General features: G+C 39.9%; 15 protein-coding genes and 1 pseudogene. 9 read left to right on the plus strand and 7 right to left on the minus strand.

The window, feature by feature from the left end:
• Positions 1-44: 44 nt before the first annotated feature.
• Positions 45-1,154 carry a maltose/maltodextrin ABC transporter ATP-binding protein MalK gene (gene malK / locus HC725_RS12680; RefSeq protein WP_190332192.1) on the minus strand — a complete coding sequence of 370 codons (1,110 nt, stop codon included), beginning with the start codon at positions 1,152-1,154 and terminating at the stop codon, positions 45-47.
• 497 nt (positions 1,155-1,651) lie between these two features.
• Here malK and malE point away from each other — a divergent pair, with 497 nt between their 5' ends.
• From malE to HC725_RS12700, 4 genes are all read left to right on the plus strand, one after another.
• Positions 1,652-2,830 carry a maltose/maltodextrin ABC transporter substrate-binding protein MalE gene (gene malE, locus HC725_RS12685; protein ID WP_190332193.1) on the plus strand — a complete coding sequence of 393 codons (1,179 nt, stop codon included), beginning with the start codon at positions 1,652-1,654 and terminating at the stop codon, positions 2,828-2,830.
• Positions 2,831-3,068: 238 nt separating this feature from the next.
• The gene (malF, locus tag HC725_RS12690) at positions 3,069-4,688 is read left to right on the plus strand and encodes a maltose ABC transporter permease MalF (RefSeq protein WP_190332194.1); all 1,620 of its coding nucleotides are present in this window, start codon (positions 3,069-3,071) and stop codon (positions 4,686-4,688) included.
• Between the two features lie 12 nt (positions 4,689-4,700).
• On the plus strand, positions 4,701-5,591 hold the full coding sequence (gene malG, locus HC725_RS12695; protein ID WP_190332195.1) for a maltose ABC transporter permease MalG: 891 nt from the start codon (positions 4,701-4,703) through the stop codon (positions 5,589-5,591).
• A 204-nt stretch (positions 5,592-5,795) separates the two neighbouring features.
• The gene (locus tag HC725_RS12700; protein ID WP_190332196.1) at positions 5,796-6,374 is read left to right on the plus strand and encodes a hypothetical protein; all 579 of its coding nucleotides are present in this window, start codon (positions 5,796-5,798) and stop codon (positions 6,372-6,374) included.
• Between the two features lie 238 nt (positions 6,375-6,612).
• Here the strand turns inward: HC725_RS12700 and HC725_RS12705 are convergent.
• Together HC725_RS12705 and HC725_RS12710 are read right to left on the minus strand one after the other, a co-directional pair.
• Positions 6,613-8,709, minus strand: a pseudogene (locus HC725_RS12705) (type I secretion system permease/ATPase); the annotation flags it as partial.
• Positions 8,706-9,578 (minus strand): EAL domain-containing protein, encoded by an 873-nt coding sequence (locus HC725_RS12710; RefSeq protein ID WP_190332198.1) that lies wholly within the window; start codon positions 9,576-9,578, stop codon positions 8,706-8,708. The pseudogene HC725_RS12705 and the gene HC725_RS12710, both read right to left, overlap by 4 nt.
• Positions 9,579-9,728: 150 nt before the next feature.
• On the opposite strand from HC725_RS12710, the gene HC725_RS16815 reads away from it, so the two are divergent.
• The 3 genes from HC725_RS16815 (at position 9,729) to cobA (ending at position 15,249) form a co-directional block, all read left to right on the plus strand.
• Entirely contained in the window at positions 9,729-11,234 is a 1,506-nt protein-coding gene (locus HC725_RS16815; RefSeq protein ID WP_274601404.1) for a M10 family metallopeptidase C-terminal domain-containing protein, read from the plus strand.
• 286 nt (positions 11,235-11,520) lie between these two features.
• The gene (locus tag HC725_RS12720; protein ID WP_190332199.1) at positions 11,521-14,283 is read left to right on the plus strand and encodes a nitrate reductase; all 2,763 of its coding nucleotides are present in this window, start codon (positions 11,521-11,523) and stop codon (positions 14,281-14,283) included.
• Positions 14,284-14,370: 87 nt separating this feature from the next.
• Positions 14,371-15,249 carry a uroporphyrinogen-III C-methyltransferase gene (gene cobA, locus HC725_RS12725; protein WP_190332200.1) on the plus strand — a complete coding sequence of 293 codons (879 nt, stop codon included), beginning with the start codon at positions 14,371-14,373 and terminating at the stop codon, positions 15,247-15,249.
• Between the two features lie 45 nt (positions 15,250-15,294).
• Here the strand turns inward: cobA and HC725_RS12730 are convergent, their stop codons facing one another.
• Both HC725_RS12730 and HC725_RS12735 read right to left on the minus strand, forming a co-directional pair.
• On the minus strand, positions 15,295-15,570 hold the full coding sequence (locus HC725_RS12730; protein WP_190332201.1) for a hypothetical protein: 276 nt from the start codon (positions 15,568-15,570) through the stop codon (positions 15,295-15,297).
• Between the two features lie 98 nt (positions 15,571-15,668).
• Complete coding sequence (locus tag HC725_RS12735) at positions 15,669-15,908, minus strand: RNA recognition motif domain-containing protein (protein WP_190332202.1); 240 nt, start codon at positions 15,906-15,908, stop codon at positions 15,669-15,671.
• A 257-nt stretch (positions 15,909-16,165) separates the two neighbouring features.
• Here HC725_RS12735 and HC725_RS12740 point away from each other — a divergent pair, with 257 nt between their 5' ends.
• Positions 16,166-16,654 (plus strand): DUF1456 family protein, encoded by a 489-nt coding sequence (locus HC725_RS12740; protein WP_190332203.1) that lies wholly within the window; start codon positions 16,166-16,168, stop codon positions 16,652-16,654.
• A 190-nt stretch (positions 16,655-16,844) separates the two neighbouring features.
• Here the strand turns inward: HC725_RS12740 and tal are convergent, their stop codons facing one another.
• Positions 16,845-17,795 carry a transaldolase gene (gene tal, locus HC725_RS12745; RefSeq protein WP_190332204.1) on the minus strand — a complete coding sequence of 317 codons (951 nt, stop codon included), beginning with the start codon at positions 17,793-17,795 and terminating at the stop codon, positions 16,845-16,847.
• 434 nt (positions 17,796-18,229) lie between these two features.
• Between tal and HC725_RS12750 the strand changes: the two genes are divergently transcribed.
• A complete protein-coding gene (locus HC725_RS12750; protein WP_190332205.1) occupies positions 18,230-19,567 on the plus strand; it encodes a glycoside hydrolase family 18 protein in 1,338 nt (445 codons plus the stop codon).
• Positions 19,568-19,670: 103 nt separating this feature from the next.
• Here the strand turns inward: HC725_RS12750 and speG are convergent, their stop codons facing one another.
• Positions 19,671-20,219: a spermidine N1-acetyltransferase gene (speG, locus tag HC725_RS12755; RefSeq protein ID WP_190332206.1), complete on the minus strand. Its 549-nt coding sequence runs from the start codon at positions 20,217-20,219 to the stop codon at positions 19,671-19,673.
• Between the last annotated feature and the right edge of the window lie 55 nt (positions 20,220-20,274).

Here is a 20,274-nt window from a genome sequence, read left to right on the forward strand (position 1 = left end):
GGGGCAAGGGCATTACTATGAAAAATAACTTAATCGTGTTGAGTTTATACGCCAGGTTCTTGATATAAGCGGCGGCATGATCTGCCATCGCTGTGAAATAAATGGCAACGATAAGCCGGAATGCCAATTTCAAAGGCATCTCCAGACTCTACATCTAACGTATCGTTTTGACGGTAGATGACATCAGCATCAACGTGATCAAGGTTTAAGTAGACTTGCGTTTCGTTACCTAACTTTTCTACTACTTGCACTTTGCCTTTAATACTGACATCGCCTTCATTTGCTGGCAGTAAATGTTCTGGGCGTACGCCTAATGACATGCGAGCGCCTTGCTTGACCGTACTACCATCCACTTGTATCCAAAAAGCGGCTTGGCTCGCGAGTTCTACTTTCACCCGATTGGTTTCGACTTCTTTGATTTGTACATTGATAAAGTTCATTTTTGGCGAACCAATAAATCCTGCTACAAAGCGATTTTCTGGGTAGTGGTAAAGTTCTAATGGCTTACCTACTTGTGACACACTGCCGCCATCTAATACCACGATTTTATCGGCCATGGTCATGGCTTCTACTTGATCATGAGTCACATAGATCATGGTGCAACCGAGTTTCTTGTGCAGCTTGGCGAGTTCGATACGCATTTGGACACGCAGCGCAGCATCGAGATTAGAGAGTGGTTCATCTAGCAAGAATACTTCAGGTTGCGCCACCAACGTACGGCCAATCGCGACTCGTTGACGCTGACCACCCGATAATGCTTTTGGTCGACGTTCTAATAAATGACCGAGTTGTAAAATATCAGCGGCGTGATCAACACGAGATTTGATTTTGGCTTTATCTTCTTTAGCCAGTTTTAAACCAAAAGACATATTGTCGAATAAATTTAAGTGCGGATACAGTGCATAAGATTGAAATACCATGCCTACGCCACGCTCAGATGGTGGCACATCGTTCATTTTTTTGTCACCAATGAAAAGCTCTCCAGAGGTAATGTCTTCTAAACCTGCGATGCAGCGTAGTAATGTCGATTTACCACAACCAGACGGACCAACAAACACGACAAATTCACCATCTTGAATATCCAAGTCGACATCTTGAGAAATGAGGTTGTCACCGTACGCTTTACATACTTTTCGCAGCGTTACACTCGTCATTGGTCCGTTCCTTTTCTTTTTATTGGTTTGGCAACAAGTTGATAATGAGAGGTTGCCGTTTAATTTAAATAATTTGCTATGGGATCTATATTACTTGAGTGTTTCAAAGCTGCCTCCTCCTTGCTTGATTAATTTTTGGTGGACAAAGGGGGAGGAGTGCATAGATCACACTTTTTAATTCAGATCATCTTTGGCGTAAATACTCAATAATCAGTATGCGTTCGATCACGTTTATGCTTGGTTTTAAGGTATATTAGCAAATTATTGTGAATCTAAATCACAGTTTTTATCTTGCTGCGTGGGGGCGTAGAGATTAGGAGGATGTTCATCATTTCTAATTATTGCAAGATTTAACCGTGCCGAGATGTCTAGTCAATGTGAATGGATATAGATCTTGCAACTAATGGATATAGCTCTTGCTGCTCAGGACTCGTTATTGTGTTACCGACCCTACAGGTTGTAACCGCCAAATAAGAACAATAGAAAGGATCATGGAAATGAAAAAAATCCTCAAAACTGCCATTTTATGTAGCTTAGCGTTAAGTGGTGTGAGTGCTCATGCTGCCATTGAAGAAGGTCAACTGACCATATGGATTAATGGTGATAAAGGCTATAACGGTCTTGCTGAAGTGGGCAAAAAATTTGAAGCGGACACTGGCATTAAAGTGACGGTTTCTCATCCTGATAAATTAGAAGAGAAATTCCCACAATTGGCTTCAACCGGTGATGGCCCTGATATTGTTCTTTGGGCGCACGATCGCTTTGGTGGATATGCGAAAGCAGGACTATTGGCAGAAGTGAAACCTTCGGCTGAATTCAAGTCTAAATTTTCTGATTTCACATGGGATGCGGTTTCTTATAATGGTAAATACATCGGCTATCCTGTCGCGGTTGAATCATTATCGCTTATTTACAACAAAGACTTAATCAAAACCCCACCTAAAAACTGGGAAGATATTGCTGCTCTTGATAAGAAGCTACAAAAAGAGGGTAAGCACGCCATCATGTGGAACCTGTCAGAACCTTTCTTTACTTGGCCAATTCTTGCGGCTGACGGTGGTTACGCGTTTAAATTTGAAAATGGTGCTTACAACCCTAAAGATGTGGGTGTGAATAACGCGGGTGCAGTGAATGCGATGAGTTTTGTGAAAGGCTTAGTCGATCAAAAAGTGATTTCACCTGATGTGGATTACACCATTGCAGAATCTGGTTTCAACAAAGGTGAAGTCGCCATGACGATCAATGGTCCTTGGTCTTGGGCGAACATTGATAAAGCTGGTATTAAGTACGGTGTGACGACATTGCCAATGTTTAATGGCAAACCATCAAAACCATTTGTTGGTGTGTTAACCGCGGGCATTAGCTCAGCATCACCAAACAAAGATTTGGCGGTTGAGTTTATTGAAAATTACATGCTGACCAAAGAAGGTTTAAAAGCTATCAATGACGATACGCCATTAGGCGCGGTAGCATTGAAATCTTATCAGACTGAATTAGCTAAAGATCCACGTATTGCGGCAACCATGAGTAATGCACAAAATGGTGAAATCATGCCAAATATCTCTGAAATGTCGGCATTCTGGTATGCGGAAAAAGCGGCAATTGGTAATGTGGTTAATGGTCGTCAATCGGTGAAAGAAGCACTGGATACGGTTGCTGATCGCATGACGAAATAATATTTCGTTTTCCACTGGTCTTGGTTTATCGCTTTGTGAGTTAATTCAGCCCAGCGGTGTGAGAAAGAAGAGAGCTGCCTCTTTCTTCTTTCTCACTTATTTATTTGCTTCTTATGTAACGGTAGACGAAACGTTTATCGATGCCTTTGATTAGAGTTTGGGCTATGTTTCAATCTCTTATGCAGTTTCAAAAGCTGACGTGTTTTCAAAACTTCTGTTTAGATCATGCGATATGGTAATGGAATCTATTATGTCTTCGAATCTTGTGTCATCTCATCCCTCTCATATTCCAGAGTCTGTTTCTCAATCATGGCTTAAGTCTCATTGGGTTAAAATGGCGGTGTTGTTTGCGGTCACTTTGCTCAATGGCTATGCGATCGTTTTAATGTATTCGCGCGGTGAATTCGCTTTTGCGTTGCTTACTTTGATTTTAGCGTCTATGGGTGTCTATGTTTTTGCCCGTAAACGTACTTATGCCCATCGCTATATTTATCCTGGTGTAGCGGGGATGATCTTATTTATCATTTTCCCATTGATTTATACCATTGGTTTGGCGTTTACCAACTATAGCGGAGCCAATCAGTTAAGTTTTGAACGAGCTCAAAGCGTATTAATGGATCAAACTTTTCAAAGTGGCGACAGTTATTCATTTGAATTACGTCAACACGACAACCTTTATTCCATTGCCTTAAAACAAGGCGACACTTGGTTAGTTTCTGCGCCGCGATCATTAACGAAAGAGTCGTTAACCGAGGCCACTGAAAACCAGCCAGTAGGGCACATTGCATTATTACCTTCAGATTCATTATCAGGCAAAAAAGTACCGCTAAAATCTGTGATCCAACATCGTAATGTATTAAGTGAGTTTGTAGTTGAAACGCCAGATGGCACCGATCTTAAAATGTCGGGTTTGCGTAAGTTTGCACAAGTGAAATCACTGTATACGCTTGATGCAGATGGTGAGAGTTTAGTGAACAATAAAACCGATGAAGTATTAAAACCGAATTACAAGATTGGTTACTACCAAACGGTTGATACGAATGGCGCATTTATCGGCCAACCGTTGACTCCCGGCTTTATTGTGAATATTGGCTTTGATAACTTCACTCGTATCTTTAACGATCCGGGTATTCAAGGTCCATTCTTTAAAATCTTTGTATGGACGGTATTGTTCTCAGCAATCACTGTGGCGTTAACGCTTGCCTTTGGTGTGATTTTGGCGCAAATCGTTTCTTGGGAAGCATTAAAAGGACGTGGTTTATATCGTGTGTTATTAATCCTTCCTTATGCTGTGCCTGCGTTCATTTCAATTTTGATCTTTAAAGGTCTATTTAACCAAAGCTTTGGTGAGATTAATCAATTACTACAAGGTTTATTTGGTTTAAGTCCTGCATGGTTTACCGACCCAACACTCGCTAAAACTATGATCATTATCGTCAATACTTGGCTCGGTTATCCGTACATGATGATCTTGGCAATGGGGATGTTAAAAGCGATCCCTGATGATTTGTATGAAGCATCAGCAATGGATGGCGCAGGACCAATCGATAACTTCTTTAAAATTACGTTGCCACTATTGGTGAAGCCAATGGTGCCGCTATTAATTGCCAGTTTTGCATTTAACTTTAACAACTTCGTATTGATTCAATTATTAACCAACGGTGCGCCCGACATGATTGGTACTACAGTTCCTGCTGGTCACACTGATTTATTGGTAAGTTACACCTATCGCATTGCCTTTGAAGGTGCTGGTGGTCAAGACTTTGGCTTAGCGGGCGCGATTGCAACTTTGATCTTCTTATTGGTTGGCGGTTTGTCACTGCTGAACATGAAATTCACCAAGCTAGAAACAGAATAAGGAGTACTGACTATGGCGATGGTTCAACCAAAATCATTAAAATACCGTTTGTGGGCAACCCACGTTGCTATGTGGGTTTTTCTTGCGGTGATGATGTTTCCTCTGTTGATGGTGATTGCGATTTCTTTACGTGAAGGTAATTACGCCGCAGGCGATCTTATTCCTAGAAATCCATCATTAGAGCATTGGAAATTGGCACTTGGCTTTGATGTGGTACACGCCGATGGCAGCGTGACCAAACCGCCATTTCCCGTTCTATTATGGTTATGGAACTCGGTAAAAGTGGCGGGTTTAACCGCGATTGGGATTGTGACGTTATCAACCACCTGTGCTTATGCTTTTGCTCGTATGAAGTTTAAAGGCAAAACCTTAATTCTTCGTTCAATGCTGATTTTCCAAATGTTCCCAGCCGTACTGGCGTTAGTCGCTTTATACGCCTTGTTTGATCGTTTAGGTACTTACGTTCCATTCTTAGGTTTGAATACGCACGGTGGCGTGGTGTTCGCTTATATGGGCGGCATCGCACTACATGTTTGGACGATTAAAGGCTATTTTGAATCGATTGATAATTCGTTAGAAGAAGCTGCCGCTCTCGATGGTGCAACTCCATGGCAAGCTTTCCGTTTAGTATTATTGCCGTTATCCGTACCAATTCTTGCGGTGGTGTTTATCTTGTCTTTCATTGCTGCGGTAACCGAAGTACCCGTTGCTTCATTACTGCTACGAGATGTGAATTCATACACTTTAGCAGTAGGCATGCAGCAATACTTATACCCACAAAACTACTTATGGGGTGATTTTGCAGCGGCGGCGGTACTTTCGGCATTACCCATTACCATTGTGTTCTTAATGGCGCAGAAGTTTTTGGTCGGTGGGTTAACCGCCGGTGGGGTGAAAGGGTAGGCTTTTAAACAAATAGTAATAAATAACAAATGCCACCGATTTCTATCGGTGGCATTTTTGTATGGTTCATCGCATCCATGTGGAATTGATATTTCAATCAGAACTAACCAATTGTTTCTTGCCTCGCAGTGTATATCTCTTCAATTGAGTCATCAGCATAAATTCCATAGAGTTTAGATCAAATACGAACAACAGGTTCTGTTCATGAGACTATTTTGGCTGCCATTTATTTCTTTATTATCGGGCTGTATGACTTCAATCGTTTGGGATCAGAAAGATGATTATTATGAAGAGCTGATGGGCTTCTATTTAGTTGAACATAAAAATGAAGTGATTGCATCGGGTGGTCAATACAGCTATTTATTTAATCTGGAAGCAAAAACTAAAACGATCTTCAAATTGAGTCGAACAATCGAATTCTCACTGTTGTTTAATCACTTTCAATTGAATACGGATAACCATATTTTTGGTGAAATCACTCTATACGTCAATCTGGAAAAGCTTACCCTAAAACAGAAGGATCAGCTGAAGTCTTTAGGCTTTAAAATGACGCGAGAGAAAAATATTCTGCAGTATAAACAAACGCTTTATGGCACCCGATATTTGAAAATTGACACCCCTAAAGCAACACAATTTAAAGAACCTTATTATGTCATTGTTGGAGTAGATGACTCTGCAACGGATGTTGCTCAAAAAGTCATGTTCACACCCGTTGCTTTAGCCGTTGATATTCTAGTTATATACCCGGTATCGTTTATTTTATTGATAGTCACGGCTAATTAGCCTGCATTCTAGATAATTAAATTATCTCACCCTAAATATTCTAAAGCTTAAGGTGAGATAGATCTTAGTGATCATAAGTTATTAATTATGAGTCACTTGATTTTAATTGGCTTATGATTTCTGATTTAACTGTGTTGAGCTTAACTATTGTTTCTTTTGGTTCATTCTGCTTTGCTACATTTGCTTGTAATGGATTTGCTTGTGATGCATTTTCCTGCGATACATTCGGCATAGCAGCTTTGCCTTCACGTAAAGACTTTAAGACCTTATCCTTTGGACCGTCCGCTACGATTTGTCCCTTTTCCATCACAATTAAACGATCGACAATATCTAGCATGTTGGTTTTGTGGGTAATGAGAACCAGTGTTTGTTTGTCCTCTAATTGATTTAACTCACGCTTTATGAATAATTCTGAACGGTTATCCATACTACTGGTGGGTTCATCCATCAATAGAATGGGTGGGTTACTTAACCATGCACGTGCAATCGTGATCGCTTGGCGTTGTCCACCTGATAATGCCGCGCCACCTTCTCCGACTTGTCTGTCGAGCCCTGCTTCATCTTGCTGAGTGAAATTAGTGACTCCAGCGCGTTCAGCCGCAGAAAGAACATCCTGATCGTTGGTTTGTGGTTTTCCTAAGATAATGTTATCTCGTATCGATCCAAAAAATAACGTGCATTCCTGCGAAACGCAGCCAATATTATGACGTACATCAGTATGATGTAGCTGATTAACATCGGTATTATCTAATTTAACTGAGCCTTGAGTGGCTTTGTACAATCCCATAATTAAACGTTCTAAAGTACTTTTTCCTGAGCCTATACGTCCAATAATAGCGACTTTTTCACCCGGATTAATGGTGAAGCTAACATTATTAATCGCTAAGCTTTTTGTGTTTGGATAGCTGAAACTCACATTCTCAAACTCGATCTTGCCTTGTAATAATGGGCGATGGATGTAGCGTTTACCTTCTTCTTGTTCTATTGGCATCGCCATTAATTGTTCAATAGTGGTCATCGCGGATTTGGCTTGGTTATAACGTGTTGATAAAAGCGATAGTTGTACTAATGGACCAACAGCGCGGCCACTTAACATGGTGGCAGCAATTAATCCGCCCATAGTGAGTTGCCCATCGGCAATTAGATAGACCCCACCAATGATCATGGCGACAGATACAAATTGTTGTAGAAAGCCTGCGGTATTTTGAACCGAATCGGTTAAGCGGCGAGTTTTTAGACTCCAATTAGACATGTGAGCAACGGCTTCTTCCCATTTATATTGAAATTGGTTTTGAGCGCCAAATATCTTAACGGTTTCTAATCCACTTAAACTCTCAATTAAGTTAGCGTGCTTTTGTGAAGAAAGACGAGAACCTTCTTCAATACTTCTTCTTAGAGGCCTTTGAATTAGTAAACTATAAATGACGAGGATCAATACGGCAGCTAGTGGGATCAGGGCGATAGGTCCAGCGATTAAATAGATAACAAATAAGAATACTAAAGCGAAAGGAAGATCAATTAATGCACCGACTGTCGCTGATGTGAAAAATTCGCGGATAGATTCAAATTCTTGCATATGCCTTGCAAAAGCGCCGACAGAAGGAGGTTTCGACTCTAAACGAATCCCCATTACATGGCTGAATATTTTAGCCGAGATAAGTATGTCTGATTTTTTACCAGCAATATCAATGAAGTAGCTTCTCATTAGTTTAAGCACTAAATCGAAACTAAAGATAATCGTGATACCGATGGAAAGCACCCATAAAGAATTAAAGGCCAAATTAGGCACAATTTTATCGTAAACTAAGCGTGTAAAGAGCGGGGTGGCAATCGCAAAAATATTTATGAGGATAGAAGCGAGAAAAACATCACGATAAATTTTCCGCGATTCCCATAAGGTACTCCAAAACCAATGACCTTCACGAGTTTTTAATATTTCAGGGGAGCGCTCATCATAACGAAAGCGTTTTTTGATTAGAAATAATTGTCCAGTATATTGGCTATTGAGTTCTTCCAGCGTGATCCATTGCTCAATACCTTCTGATTGAGAAAGAACAATTTCAGCTTCTTGTTTTTCTTTATCAATTCCAAGTACGACACAAGTATCACCACCTTCAAGCATAGTAATAACGGGAAATAATAGAGGAGAAATCTCCGTTAATTTCATATTCGTTAGCTTGGCTTGCAACCCTGCCTTTTCAGCAGCACGAGGTAATAAATAAGGCGTCAATAGCCCGTTAGAAAGAGGTAAGTCAGAAACTAGGGCATGAGATGAATTGGTTTGGCCATAAAATCGACTAATGTAAATCAATGATTGTAATAAGGGATCTTTCACAAATTATCCTTATTTAGAATTTTATCGGTAACTAAACCCTGATAGCCATGCAAATGAAATTTGGTGAGCTGTTCTATTTGTTCAGGTGTTTCAATTTTTGTTGCGATAGTTTTAATCTCAAGGTTATTTGCTATCTGTAAAATAGCATTTAGTACATCGGCTTTATTTTGATTTTCAATTTTTACAGTATAAGCAAAGTCTAATTTGACATAACTTGGTTTAAATTCATTCAAATACCCGATCGCGCTAAAATTATTACCAAAATTATCGATTCCAAAATGATAATTATATTGGTGGATAATATCGCAGAATTGACGAGCATTTTCATGGTGTCGAATGAAAGCACTTTCTGGGATCTCAAAAATAAGGTGTTCTGATAGATGGGGATGGCTGTGCAGTTTATTGTGTAACCAACGCAAGAAATTAGCACTATTAATACTATTGATCGTGATATTCACGGCAACGGGTTGAAGTGTAAGTTCAGCATTAAGTTGAGCAAAGACAAGTTCAAGAACGTGCATATCAAGCAGTAAACCTTCCGGCTCATATGAAATAGCGTTGATAAATTGTTTGGTTAATAATTGTCTCTCGTCTTGTTGGATGTAAGGGAATATTTCATTGTGTATTGTACGGTAGGTATTATCGATGGCTTTTTGTGTATCTAACCCTATTTGCCTGTTTGCGACTGCATGTTTGATGAGCTTTTGCCATTGTTTTTGCGTCCTAATTTCTACTTCAGGATTTGCATCTTGGTCAAATAAAGCAATAGTTCCCTCAGACGTTATACGGGCCTCTTGAATGGCAATGCGGGCTTTATGTAACAGCTGGTCAGTGTTATCACTTTGTTGAATGGAAACGATACCCACCATAGCTTGATCGGGTGTTACGCCAAATGGATCAGGTTGTAACTCCGTCGCGAGATTAAGGATTTTTTCCGCTAACTGGTTTAAATCCTCGACGGCCATATTCGGAGTGGTAATAGCGGGACGATCACGACAGAATCTGGAACATTAGATAGCTTGATTTTTAATCCGGGTGATGCAAACAGTACCAATTGGGATGGTCAATTAGGTGTGGATATTCGTTCGGTTGATAATGGTGTGGTAGCTGGTGATGATCTTGCTGTTATAACCAGTATCGATGTAAATGTGAGCGCGGTGAATGATGCACCTGAAAATAGTTATAACGGCATAATTATTGATGAGAATAACCCTGCTGTTATCAATGCTGTTGAAGGAACGCCTATTCTCATTACTGGATTATCCATTTCTGATGTGGACGCAGATGATACCGATGGCAGCCAAATGAAAGTGACGCTTGATCCGAATGGCAATGGTAGTTTATCTATACCTGATGGCTATTCGGGAAGTGTCACAATTGAAGATAATAATGGAAAGTTAACACTGACAGGTTCATTAGATGCGATTAATGATCTATTAAATGGCGGAATAAATTATCAACCGGCGACGAGTGGTGAGGCGACTATTACCATGACCACTGATGATATGGGAAATACAGGTTCCGGTGGTGCGTTGACGGATGTGGATCAAATCCAAGTGGCAGTTTCGGATGCTCCATTCTCCAGAATGATGTCAAGTGTGGCACTTAAGCCATTAATTCCTACTATGTCGGTCACGGCTTCACAATTAGCGCTTATTCCATTACTTGGTTTGCTCGGTGAGCATGTTCAAGCTGCTGAAAATACGCATGTCGAAGTACAAAACCTAGATTCAGGCAAAATTGTGAATTCGTATGGAGAGCAACTTGGCGAACAGCAAGATGATGGAACTTGGATGATATCATCACAAGACTTGGATAATGCATATATTGAAGATATGTCTGAAGGCGAGCATTCCTTTAATGTAGTTACAGTAACCGACAACAATGATAGTGATGATGGTACTTCGGTTACTTCTCAATCCGTTACTGTTGACGTTGATATTCAACCAAGCAGCCAAACCACGTTAGAGGCGCATGATTCTTCACAAGTTTCGATGGTGGTGGATGGTGATAAAGATTCATTATTGCTGGGTAGCGATGGTAATGACATTCTTATTGGTGGGGCTGGAGACGATATTCTTGTTGGAGGTTTAGGTTCGGATATTTTAACTGGCGGCCAAGGCAATGATGAATTGTGGGGCGGTGAACGTAATGCTCTTAATGGTGTATTGGGTGACGGTGTCGAAGATACATTCACTTGGCATAAAGGCGATCTTACCGCAGTAGCCAGTACCGATGTGATTAAAGATTTTGAAATTGGCATTGATAAGATTGATATTCGGGATCTCTTTAGTGACTCTGATGGTCATGTAGGAATTCAAATGGATGAAATGCTTAGCCACCTACAAGCTTCAGACGTCGATGGTAAGATCAATCTAAAAGTGACCTCGGAAGATGGCAGTTTAAGTCAGAATATTGTAATAGATAATGTCAGTGCCGCTGATTTAGGGTCTGGTTCTTCTTCTGCTGATTTGGTGAATAGTTTATTTGCCCATGATGTTTTTAAAGTGGACCATATTTCTTAAAAAGGGCAATGATACATATTGGTGACCTAAATAAGTGCAAACTGGAGTAAATTCCAGTTTGCACTTTTTATTTTACGGGAGATCAAAGGGTTACGCCGGAAATAACTTGGCATGATATTCGCTTTATATATGCATATGAATGGTTTCATTATTCATAAAATCTGATTCGCACCAGGCAAAGACGCCTCTTTACATTTGACTCATTCGCCAATGAGCTAAATGTAAAGAGGCGTTTTTGTTTTTAAAAGAACCACCAGATTAGAAGAATAAAGAAGAGGAATAGTCGATGACAAAGCAATGCATTCAATCAGCGTGTCCCTATTGTGGCGTTGGCTGTGGTGTCAGTATTCAAAAGGATGGCGCTATTGTGGGTGATAGAAATCATCCAGCCAATCAAGGTGCATTGTGTGTTAAAGGTTCAGCATTAGCTGAGAGCTTAAATATGCCTTCACGTTTACTGTATCCTCGTGTTCATGGTGAACAAGCGAGTTGGGAGCATACGATCGAAATGATCAGCTCGACTATGCATCGTATTGCTCAAGAAAGCGGTCCTGAATCGATTGGAATGTATGTCTCAGGCCAGTTGCTCACTGAAGATTATTATGTCGCGAATAAACTGATGAAAGGATTTATTGGCAGCAGTAATATCGATACCAACTCTCGCTTATGTATGTCATCTGCGGTGGCCGCTCATGTACGATCTTTTGGTGAAGACTTAGTACCAGTCAGTTATGACGATCTATCTAAGACGGATTTAATTGTCATTGTGGGGGCTAATACCGCTTGGACGCATCCCATTGTATTTCGTCGTATACAGCAAGCGCGAGAAACGAACCCTAACCTCAAATTAGTCGTGATCGATCCACGTAAAACCGTTACCGCAGAGCAAGCTGATTTGCATTTAGCGGTGGCTAATGATGGGGACGTTTTGCTCTTTAACGGGCTATTACGCTATCTATTGGATAATCAAACTACAGAAAATCAAACCATCGATTTTTCCTTTGTTGATCAATTTACCCAAGGTGTAGATGACATTATTGAAGAAGTGAAGTCGGAACAATACCAACTCCGCCACGTTAGCCAATCCTTAAATATTGATTTGAACATTTTAGCGTCTTTTTACCAATGGTTTGCGGCGACACCGACAGCCGTGACTTTATTTTGCCAAGGCGTTAATCAGTCTGAATCGGGTACAGATAAAGCGAATGCTATTATTAATGCCCACTTGTTAACAGGAAAAATAGGCAAAGCAGGCTGTGGTCCTTTTTCTATCACAGGGCAACCTAATGCGATGGGTGGACGAGAAGTGGGAGGTTTAGCGAATCAGTTAGCCATTCACCGTGGGTTTGACGATGAATCAATTAAACAAGTTGAAGCATTCTGGCAAGCGCCAAACATAGCTAAAAAAGCAGGGTTGAAATCGGTCGATTTATTTGATGCAATTGAGCAAGGCAAGGTTCGTTTTATTTGGATAATGGCTACTAATCCCGTGGTGTCATTACCGGATAGTGACAAAATACGCCGAGCATTAGAAAAGTGTGAATGTGTAGTTGTGTCCGATATTACTGCGAATGCGGATATTGCTCAGTATGCGGATATCCTTCTTCCTGCAGCAGGTTGGGGTGAAAAGCAAGGTATGGTAACAAACTCAGAGCGTTGCTTAACTCGTCAACGGCAGTTTATTCAACCTCCCGGTGAAGCCAAGCCTGATTGGTGGATGGTTACTGAAGTAGGTAAAAAAATATGCGAGTTAATGGAGGTTGATTCAGGATTTGAGTTTGCCAGCGAAGCAGATGTTTTTCGTGAATATGCAGCGATGACTGGTTTAAATCAACATACACCGTTACAACTTGATATTTCTGCACTATCAACCTTAACCGATCCTGAATACCAATCTTGGTTACCCCAGCGCTGGCCTCTTCCTAAAATTATCACCCTGAAATCAGAATCAAATAAAAATGATCCAAAAAATATTGATGTATTACGTCATAAAACTGATGTATTCCGTAATAAATCTAATGAGGGCATTGCTTTTCCGACCGATTCAGGAAAAGCCAATTTTGTATTAACCAAGCCAAATTTTCATCGTGCTTTGGATAAGGGGCGCTATTGGTTAAATACTGGTCGTCAACGTGATCAATGGCACACCATGACTCGCACAGGACATATTGCTCATTTATCGGCAACAGAAGTTGAGCCGACGATATATATGAATAGCCTTGATGCCGAGCAAGCTAAGTTAAAAATTGGGTATCTGGTTTGCGTTCATCAAGGCGGAAATGATAATAAAAAAAGTGTCACCGCTAAGCTGTCTATTGACGATAACTTAACGCATTCACAAGTTTTCATGTCGATGCATTGGGCTGGAGAATACGGTAAAACCAGTCAAGTGAATGCGGCCATGCAAAGAATTGTCGATCCGCATTCGGGTCAGCCAGCGTTTAAATCCCAAATTGTGGATATTACCGCGATGGAGGTTGCTAGTTACGGTATATCTGTGGGCATTAATTTGACTCTCAATCGTTGGGATTACCTCAGCCTACAGCATGTTAATTATCAAGACAAAGCCATTACATCCAGTTATCAAAAAGGTATATGGCGATTTGCCCATCGAGCCACTATTACTAAGCTCGAAATTCAAGCACAGATAAAAAAAGAGCATCCTCGATGTAAGTTTTTAAGCTTAGATCATGAAAAGGGTTGGGGCATGGTCGCCCTCGTTAACGATACTATAGTTTGCGTCGTTTCAATTAGTGATCAGCCTGTGGCCTTATCGTCAGAATCTCTCATTCCATTAATCAATCAAAAGTTAAAATTAACCCAAGTACTGAGTGCACTGTCGTCTTCTCAAGATCAGCAGTCTACGTTGATTTGTAGCTGCTTTAGAGTGACTGAACTGGATATTCTACAAGTATTAGAAACTCGCCCCTCAGTATCATTGAGTGATTTACAAAGTGCCTTGAAGTGTGGCACCAATTGCGGTTCATGTTTGCCAGAAGTGAATCGTTATTTGAAATCTAAAACGATAGATGTGATGACAGTGAAGTAATACGGCGGTTCAATAACTGCTACTCACAAAATTGTTGTAAAGGTTAGTGTGAGGCTGATGTAATAAACTGAATAGTAAGGATAAATTATGATAATGGATTGCTCAGCATTAGATGCCATAAGTAAAATAAATAGAATAAAAACGATAACGGGTGATATTCATTGCCGTCTAAAAAGACAATATGGCCGTGTACTTCTTGTGGGCGCCGGCCCTAATGACCCTGAATTACTAACAGTAAAAGCTTATAAAGCAATCGAACAGGCCGATGTTGTCGTTTTTGACCGTTTAGTTGGACAAGATATTTTAAATTTGATCCCAGATGATTGTCAGCAGATTTATGTTGGAAAACGTTGTGGTCAACCGAGTTTAAAGCAAGATCAGATTAATCAAATATTAATAGAGCAGGCGAAACAAGGAAAACAAGTCGTACGCTTAAAAGGAGGAGACCCTTTTATTTTTGGCCGAGGTGGTGAAGAAGCTTTAGCCTTAGTTGCAGAGAATATTGAATATGATGTGATCCCAGGTATTACGGCGGCGATTGGATGTGCTGCAACGGCTAAAATACCACTTACGCATCGGAATATTTCTCGTAGCGTAACCCTTGTGACTGGGCATGTGACTAGTGGCGCATTCTCATCATGGGCAGGTTTGGTGTCTAGTGGGCAAACGTTAGTTTTTTATATGGGATTAGAGCAAGCTTTAAATATTCAACAAGGGTTAATGAGCGAAGGGCTAAATGCAGATTTTCCATTAGCCATTATAGGCAACGGATGCAGTGAAAATCAGCAAGTTCATGTGAGTCAAATTTCAGATCTTGTCAGGCTTGCCAATGATCTTAAAGGTTTAAGCCCCGCTCTAATCATCATTGGTGAAGTGGTAACCTTACGCAAACAATTACTGCAACCGGCTTATAAGAATGAAGAGCTTTCAATGGAAGCGGTTATGGGGGAATTAATGGAAGCGTAATAGCCCAGACTCTAATCCTGAGCTATTGGGAAATAGTAATGCTGATTATTTTGAAGCTTTCTTAATACTGCGTTTATTGACCAATAAAGAGATCAAAAATGGGACGAAACAAAGTGTAAGCACGCCTCCCATTACACCCATTTCACCGGCTGCACTATCGGTCGGAGTGGTATATGAAACGGTATAAAGAAAACAGAGCCATGAAAAACTGATCACTTTGGTGAAAATAGGGTAGACAGGTTTAAAAACGAACCAAACAAAGATGAGTGGTAAAAAGAAGATCCCAAATTTTAGTTTTATACTAACGAATTGTTGGTCCATCTCAAGTTCCTTGGCGGCAGAGGGATAAAATTGCAGAGTAAAAAACCAGCCACATTATCACGATAGGCTGGTTTTAAATGTCTTATTTATGACTAGAATTAAACGTCAGCTTTTTTTACTCGAATTTTGCTTTTTGCCACTAATGCTTGGTTTAAACTCTCAATTGCTTTTTTGGCTTCATCTTCATTTGGCATTTCGACAAAAGCGAAACCTTTTGATTGGCCTGTTTCGGTATCTAAAACAAGGTTACATGCACCAACAGAACCATGCTCAGAGAATAAGGTGCGGATTTCGTGTTCAGTCATGGTACGGGCAAGATTTCGAACTAAAATTTTCATAATAAACCGTTTGATATAAGGTGTTGACGTAGATTGTCTCAAAGGTTTAGCAATAGACCAAGACATTCTTACGATATATCTATTGATGGCTAAATTATTTCGATCCTCAAGTAAGCTTGGCATATCATTATCTATAGTTCAGGTTAGTTGTACTTAATCGTTATTAACTCTGTTAAAGTGGCGAGCTTTTCATTTTTAAGCTTGAATAAAAGATGATTTTCGCTAAATTACAATCACACCTAACACTAGGAATTATTTTGACCAATAACGATATCTTACGCCGCATTCGCTACACTTTTGACTTTAAAGACACCAACATGGTGGATATATTTAACGCTGCCGATTTGAGTGTTACCAGACAACAGGTGATCAATTGGCTAAAAAAAGAAGACGATAGCGAATTTGTAAAATGCAGCGATACGGAATTGGCCATCTTTCTCAATGGTTTGATTAATACTAAACGAGGTAAGCGTGAAGGTGAGCAACCAGTGCCCGAAAATCGTTTAACCAATAACATGGTATTTATGAAGTTGCGCATTGCACTTAATATGAAAGCCGAAGATATCATTGAAGCACTGGAAGCAGCAGACTTTCGTTTAAGCAAACATGAACTCAGTGCGTTTTTCCGTAAGCCAGATAATAAACATTATCGTGAATGTAAAGATCAAATTTTGCGTAACTTCTTAATGGGAGTCCAGTTGCAATTGCGTCCAACGGATACTCACGAATATCAAGACGGCGAATAAAGTCGTTTTCAAATTTGAAGCGATAGTGATTTTCGCTGCGTAAGCATTGTTGGCAGTGTAAGTATTGTTTGTTGTGTAATTATTATTGCTAGCAGCGTGATTAAAACTGTCGTTTACGAATACATGAAATGAGAAAAGGTCACTTTAGAAGTGACCTTTTTTGTATTTGTAATATAAGGCTTTGCAGTGCTTATAATTTCGCTTCGATCATGGCTTCCAATTTACCTTGATCAACGGCGAATGCACGGATACCTTCCGCTAATTTTTCTACTGCCATTGGATCTTGGTTATGCTCCCACAAGAATTCAGCGTGAGTCATTTTTTCAGGCTGTGGTTGAACGTCTTGATCTGCAATTAGTTTTTGAATGACTTCACCTTGGCTATCTTCTAACTCTTGTAAAAGCTGCGGACTAATAGTTAATCGGTCACAACCTGCAAGCTCTAAGATTTCACCGACGTTACGGAAGCTCGCACCCATTACCACAGTATTGTAACCATGTTGTTTGTAATAGTTGTAGATGCTGGTCACTGATTTCACGCCAGGATCTTCCGATGCATCAAAGTCACGACCTTCTTTCGCTTTATGCCAATCCATGATTCGACCCACGAATGGTGAAATCAGGAAAACGCCAGCTTCAGCACAAGCACGAGCTTGAGCAAAAGAGAATAGTAGGGTGAGGTTACAATTAATACCTTCGCTTTCTAAAATTTCAGCGGCGCGAATACCTTCCCATGTTGAAGCTAGTTTGATCAAAATACGGTCATTTGAAATTCCAGCATCGTTATACATTTTGATCAGCTGACGCGCTTTTTTTACGCTGCTTTCTGTATCGTACGAAAGACGAGCATCGACTTCGGTTGAAATACGACCAGGTACTACGTTTAGAATTTCTTTACCAATTGTTACGGCCAACATATCGCACGTGTCTTGCACTTGTTGAGCTTTGTCTTGGCTTTGGGTTTTTGCATAAGCAATAGATTGGTCGATTAAAGGTGCGTAGTCTTCTATTTGAGCGGCTTTTAAAATCAAAGAAGGATTTGTTGTGGCATCTTCTGGTTGATATTTAGCAATAGCTTCAATGTCGCCAGTATCGGCAACAACGGTGGTTAGCGAGCGAAGTTGTTTTAATTTGCTACTCATTTTAGGACCTTTAAAAGTGAATGAACCATAGTGAGAAAAAGATAAGTGGTGATATTCTTTATTCTGGTCTTAATGCCTTACCTTTACTGGCTTCATCATCGAAATAACGAGCAAAGAAGTCAAATATAAATTTAGAAAAGTGCCACTAGGTCTCACTTTTTTTTTAGCAACCGCTTGCGTAATCGTTGGCATAAAAAAGCGTAAAACTGAAAATAAAAAACATAAAGAAATGTGGAATTTCTTTGAGGGTTTTATTTACCGTAAATATTTTTTGCGAGGCATATTTCGGATTTATGCAAAGAGTAATGAATCTTCCTATCTCACTTAAACAAATTGGGCATTAACTCGTAATCTTCAGAGTCGTCACTTGATAAGTCAGTTTATTTGGTTACTTTCATTAAAGTGAGTCATGTTGCTCTTTATGGGAGAAGGTTATGAATAATCAAAATAAGATAAAAGCATCCACGGTTGCTTTATTTCTATCGAGTCTAGTGTCGTATTCGTCATCAGCGAATGATGATCCAAAACCTAGATTATCTAAACCAATTGTTGCTGGATATTTTGCTGATTGGCAATATGAGAATAAGCAACATCCTTATACCGTCAAAGATATCCCCGCGGATAAACTCACTCATATTATTTATGCTTTTTTATCTATGTGTGGACCTCATACTGGTGCAGGGGAAAAAGTAATCAAACAAGTCGAACAACAATGTAAGGGGAAAGATCCTTATACCGCGATTATTATCGATCAGAAAGCGGCGTTAGAAGTCGATTTTGGCAAAGTCGATGTCGATGTGAATTATAAAGGACACTTTGCGCAACTTGCCCAATTGAAAAAAGATCACCCTAGCATCACTATTTTGCCATCATTTGGTGGATGGACAATGTCGGAACCATTCCATGCAATGGCCAAAGATAAAAAATCAATGGACCATTTCGCCAAAACGGCGGTAGAGCTTATTGCGAAATATGACTTTTTTGGTGGCATTGATTTGGATTGGGAATATCCTGGTGGCGGTGGCCTAACTACTTCGCCTTGGGATGAAAAAGGCAAGTTAACCGATGAACAAAAAGTACAAGAAAAAGAAGCATTTACTTATTTAGTCAAAACGATTCGTCATGATTTAGATCAATTACAAGAGCGAACTAACCGAAAGTATGAGTTGTCTTCTGCGGTTGGAGTTGGCCCTAAAGCATCACAAATAGATTGGAAGTCAGCTGCGCCGTATTTGAGTAACATGTTTGCAATGACATATGATTTCTTAGGCGGTTGGGGGCAGCAAACGGGACACTTGACCAATTTACATGCGACTGACCGTAGTTGGTGGGGAATGGGCGCAGATGTTTTTCTTGAGCAAATGTTAAAACTCGGTATCCCTGCGGATAAATTGGTAATGGGGGCTGCTTTTTATGGACGAGGCTGGGAAGGTACGAAAGATTTTGATGGTAAATTACCTATGGGAGATTTAACGTCAGACAAAGGTGCAAGCTTTGGTACCGGTGAACCGGGCTATTTTATGTATTGGGATCTCATGGAAAATTACGGTAAAAAACAAGGTTATCAATATGGTTATGATGCACAATCAGAAGCCCCATTTTTGTGGAATCCAGATAAAAAAGTATTCATTTCTTTTGATGATGAGCGTTCGATTAAAGCCAAAACTCAATGGGTGGAGGAAAAAGGTTTAGCGGGTATTTTTGCTTGGGAGCTCACGGGTGATACGGCAGACAATAAATTAGTCGAAGCGATGAGTGAAGGTATGAAATAAAGCGCTTAGATGAGATAAATCGATTAATAGAGACGACGGCACAATATACCTGTTTACAAAAATTAGGGATATTGTGCCTTTGTGTTAAATTTAGTCTGTAGTGTTATTCGATGGCATTTATTGCGCTTGGCTTATCTTGCTGACCTATATAATCGCGTTGTAGCATATACATTCGAATTGCATTTCTGTATTGACCATTCATAAAGAACTCTTCAATTAACAGTCCTTCACGTTTAAAACCAAAGCTCTCATATAGATAGACGGCTTTTTCATTTTCATCAGAAACTTGCAGATACAATTTATTGATGTTTAGAATTTTAAACGCATAGTTAACCGCACGGTCGATAATAGAACGAGCATAACGTCTACCTTGAAAGTGAGGTGCAATAATAATCTGAAATTCTGCGGTTCTATGAATGTAGTTAATTTCAACTAATTCAACTAGACCAACATGTTCTTTGTCACCATTTTCTACAATGAAGCGTCGCTCATTTAAATCATGAATATGCTTTGTATAAAGGCTTTCAAGCTCCATGAAGGATTCATAAGGTTCTTCAAACCAATACGACATGACGCTGCGATTATTATTTAAACTGTGGATGAATCGAAGGTCATCTTTTTCTAGTGCGCGAATACGAATAGTGTCCGACATATTTTGCTCTTTATTCTGAAATAACAAATGATTAAACCCAATTTAATTGAGTTCT

The organism is Vibrio sp. S17_S38, from assembly GCF_014694375.1.
Taxonomy (GTDB): domain Bacteria; phylum Pseudomonadota; class Gammaproteobacteria; order Enterobacterales; family Vibrionaceae; genus Vibrio.

Bases quoted from the DNA above. Each gene is read 5' to 3' on its own strand.
- malG (WP_190332195.1), top strand. From the start codon at position 4,701: ATGGCGATGGTTCAACCAAAATCATTAAAATACCGTTTGTGGGCAACC.
- malE (WP_190332193.1), top strand. From the start codon at position 1,652: ATGAAAAAAATCCTCAAAACTGCCATTTTATGTAGCTTAGCGTTAAGT.
- cobA (WP_190332200.1), top strand. From the start codon at position 14,371: ATGATAATGGATTGCTCAGCATTAGATGCCATAAGTAAAATAAATAGA.
- speG (WP_190332206.1), bottom strand. From the start codon at position 20,219: ATGTCGGACACTATTCGTATTCGCGCACTAGAAAAAGATGACCTTCGA.
- tal (WP_190332204.1), bottom strand. From the start codon at position 17,795: ATGAGTAGCAAATTAAAACAACTTCGCTCGCTAACCACCGTTGTTGCC.
- HC725_RS12730 (WP_190332201.1), bottom strand. From the start codon at position 15,570: ATGGACCAACAATTCGTTAGTATAAAACTAAAATTTGGGATCTTCTTT.
- HC725_RS12750 (WP_190332205.1), top strand. From the start codon at position 18,230: ATGAATAATCAAAATAAGATAAAAGCATCCACGGTTGCTTTATTTCTA.
- HC725_RS12735 (WP_190332202.1), bottom strand. From the start codon at position 15,908: ATGAAAATTTTAGTTCGAAATCTTGCCCGTACCATGACTGAACACGAA.
- malK (WP_190332192.1), bottom strand. From the start codon at position 1,154: ATGACGAGTGTAACGCTGCGAAAAGTATGTAAAGCGTACGGTGACAAC.
- malF (WP_190332194.1), top strand. From the start codon at position 3,069: ATGGAATCTATTATGTCTTCGAATCTTGTGTCATCTCATCCCTCTCAT.
- HC725_RS12700 (WP_190332196.1), top strand. From the start codon at position 5,796: ATGAGACTATTTTGGCTGCCATTTATTTCTTTATTATCGGGCTGTATG.
- HC725_RS12710 (WP_190332198.1), bottom strand. From the start codon at position 9,578: ATGGTGGGTATCGTTTCCATTCAACAAAGTGATAACACTGACCAGCTG.
- HC725_RS12720 (WP_190332199.1), top strand. From the start codon at position 11,521: ATGACAAAGCAATGCATTCAATCAGCGTGTCCCTATTGTGGCGTTGGC.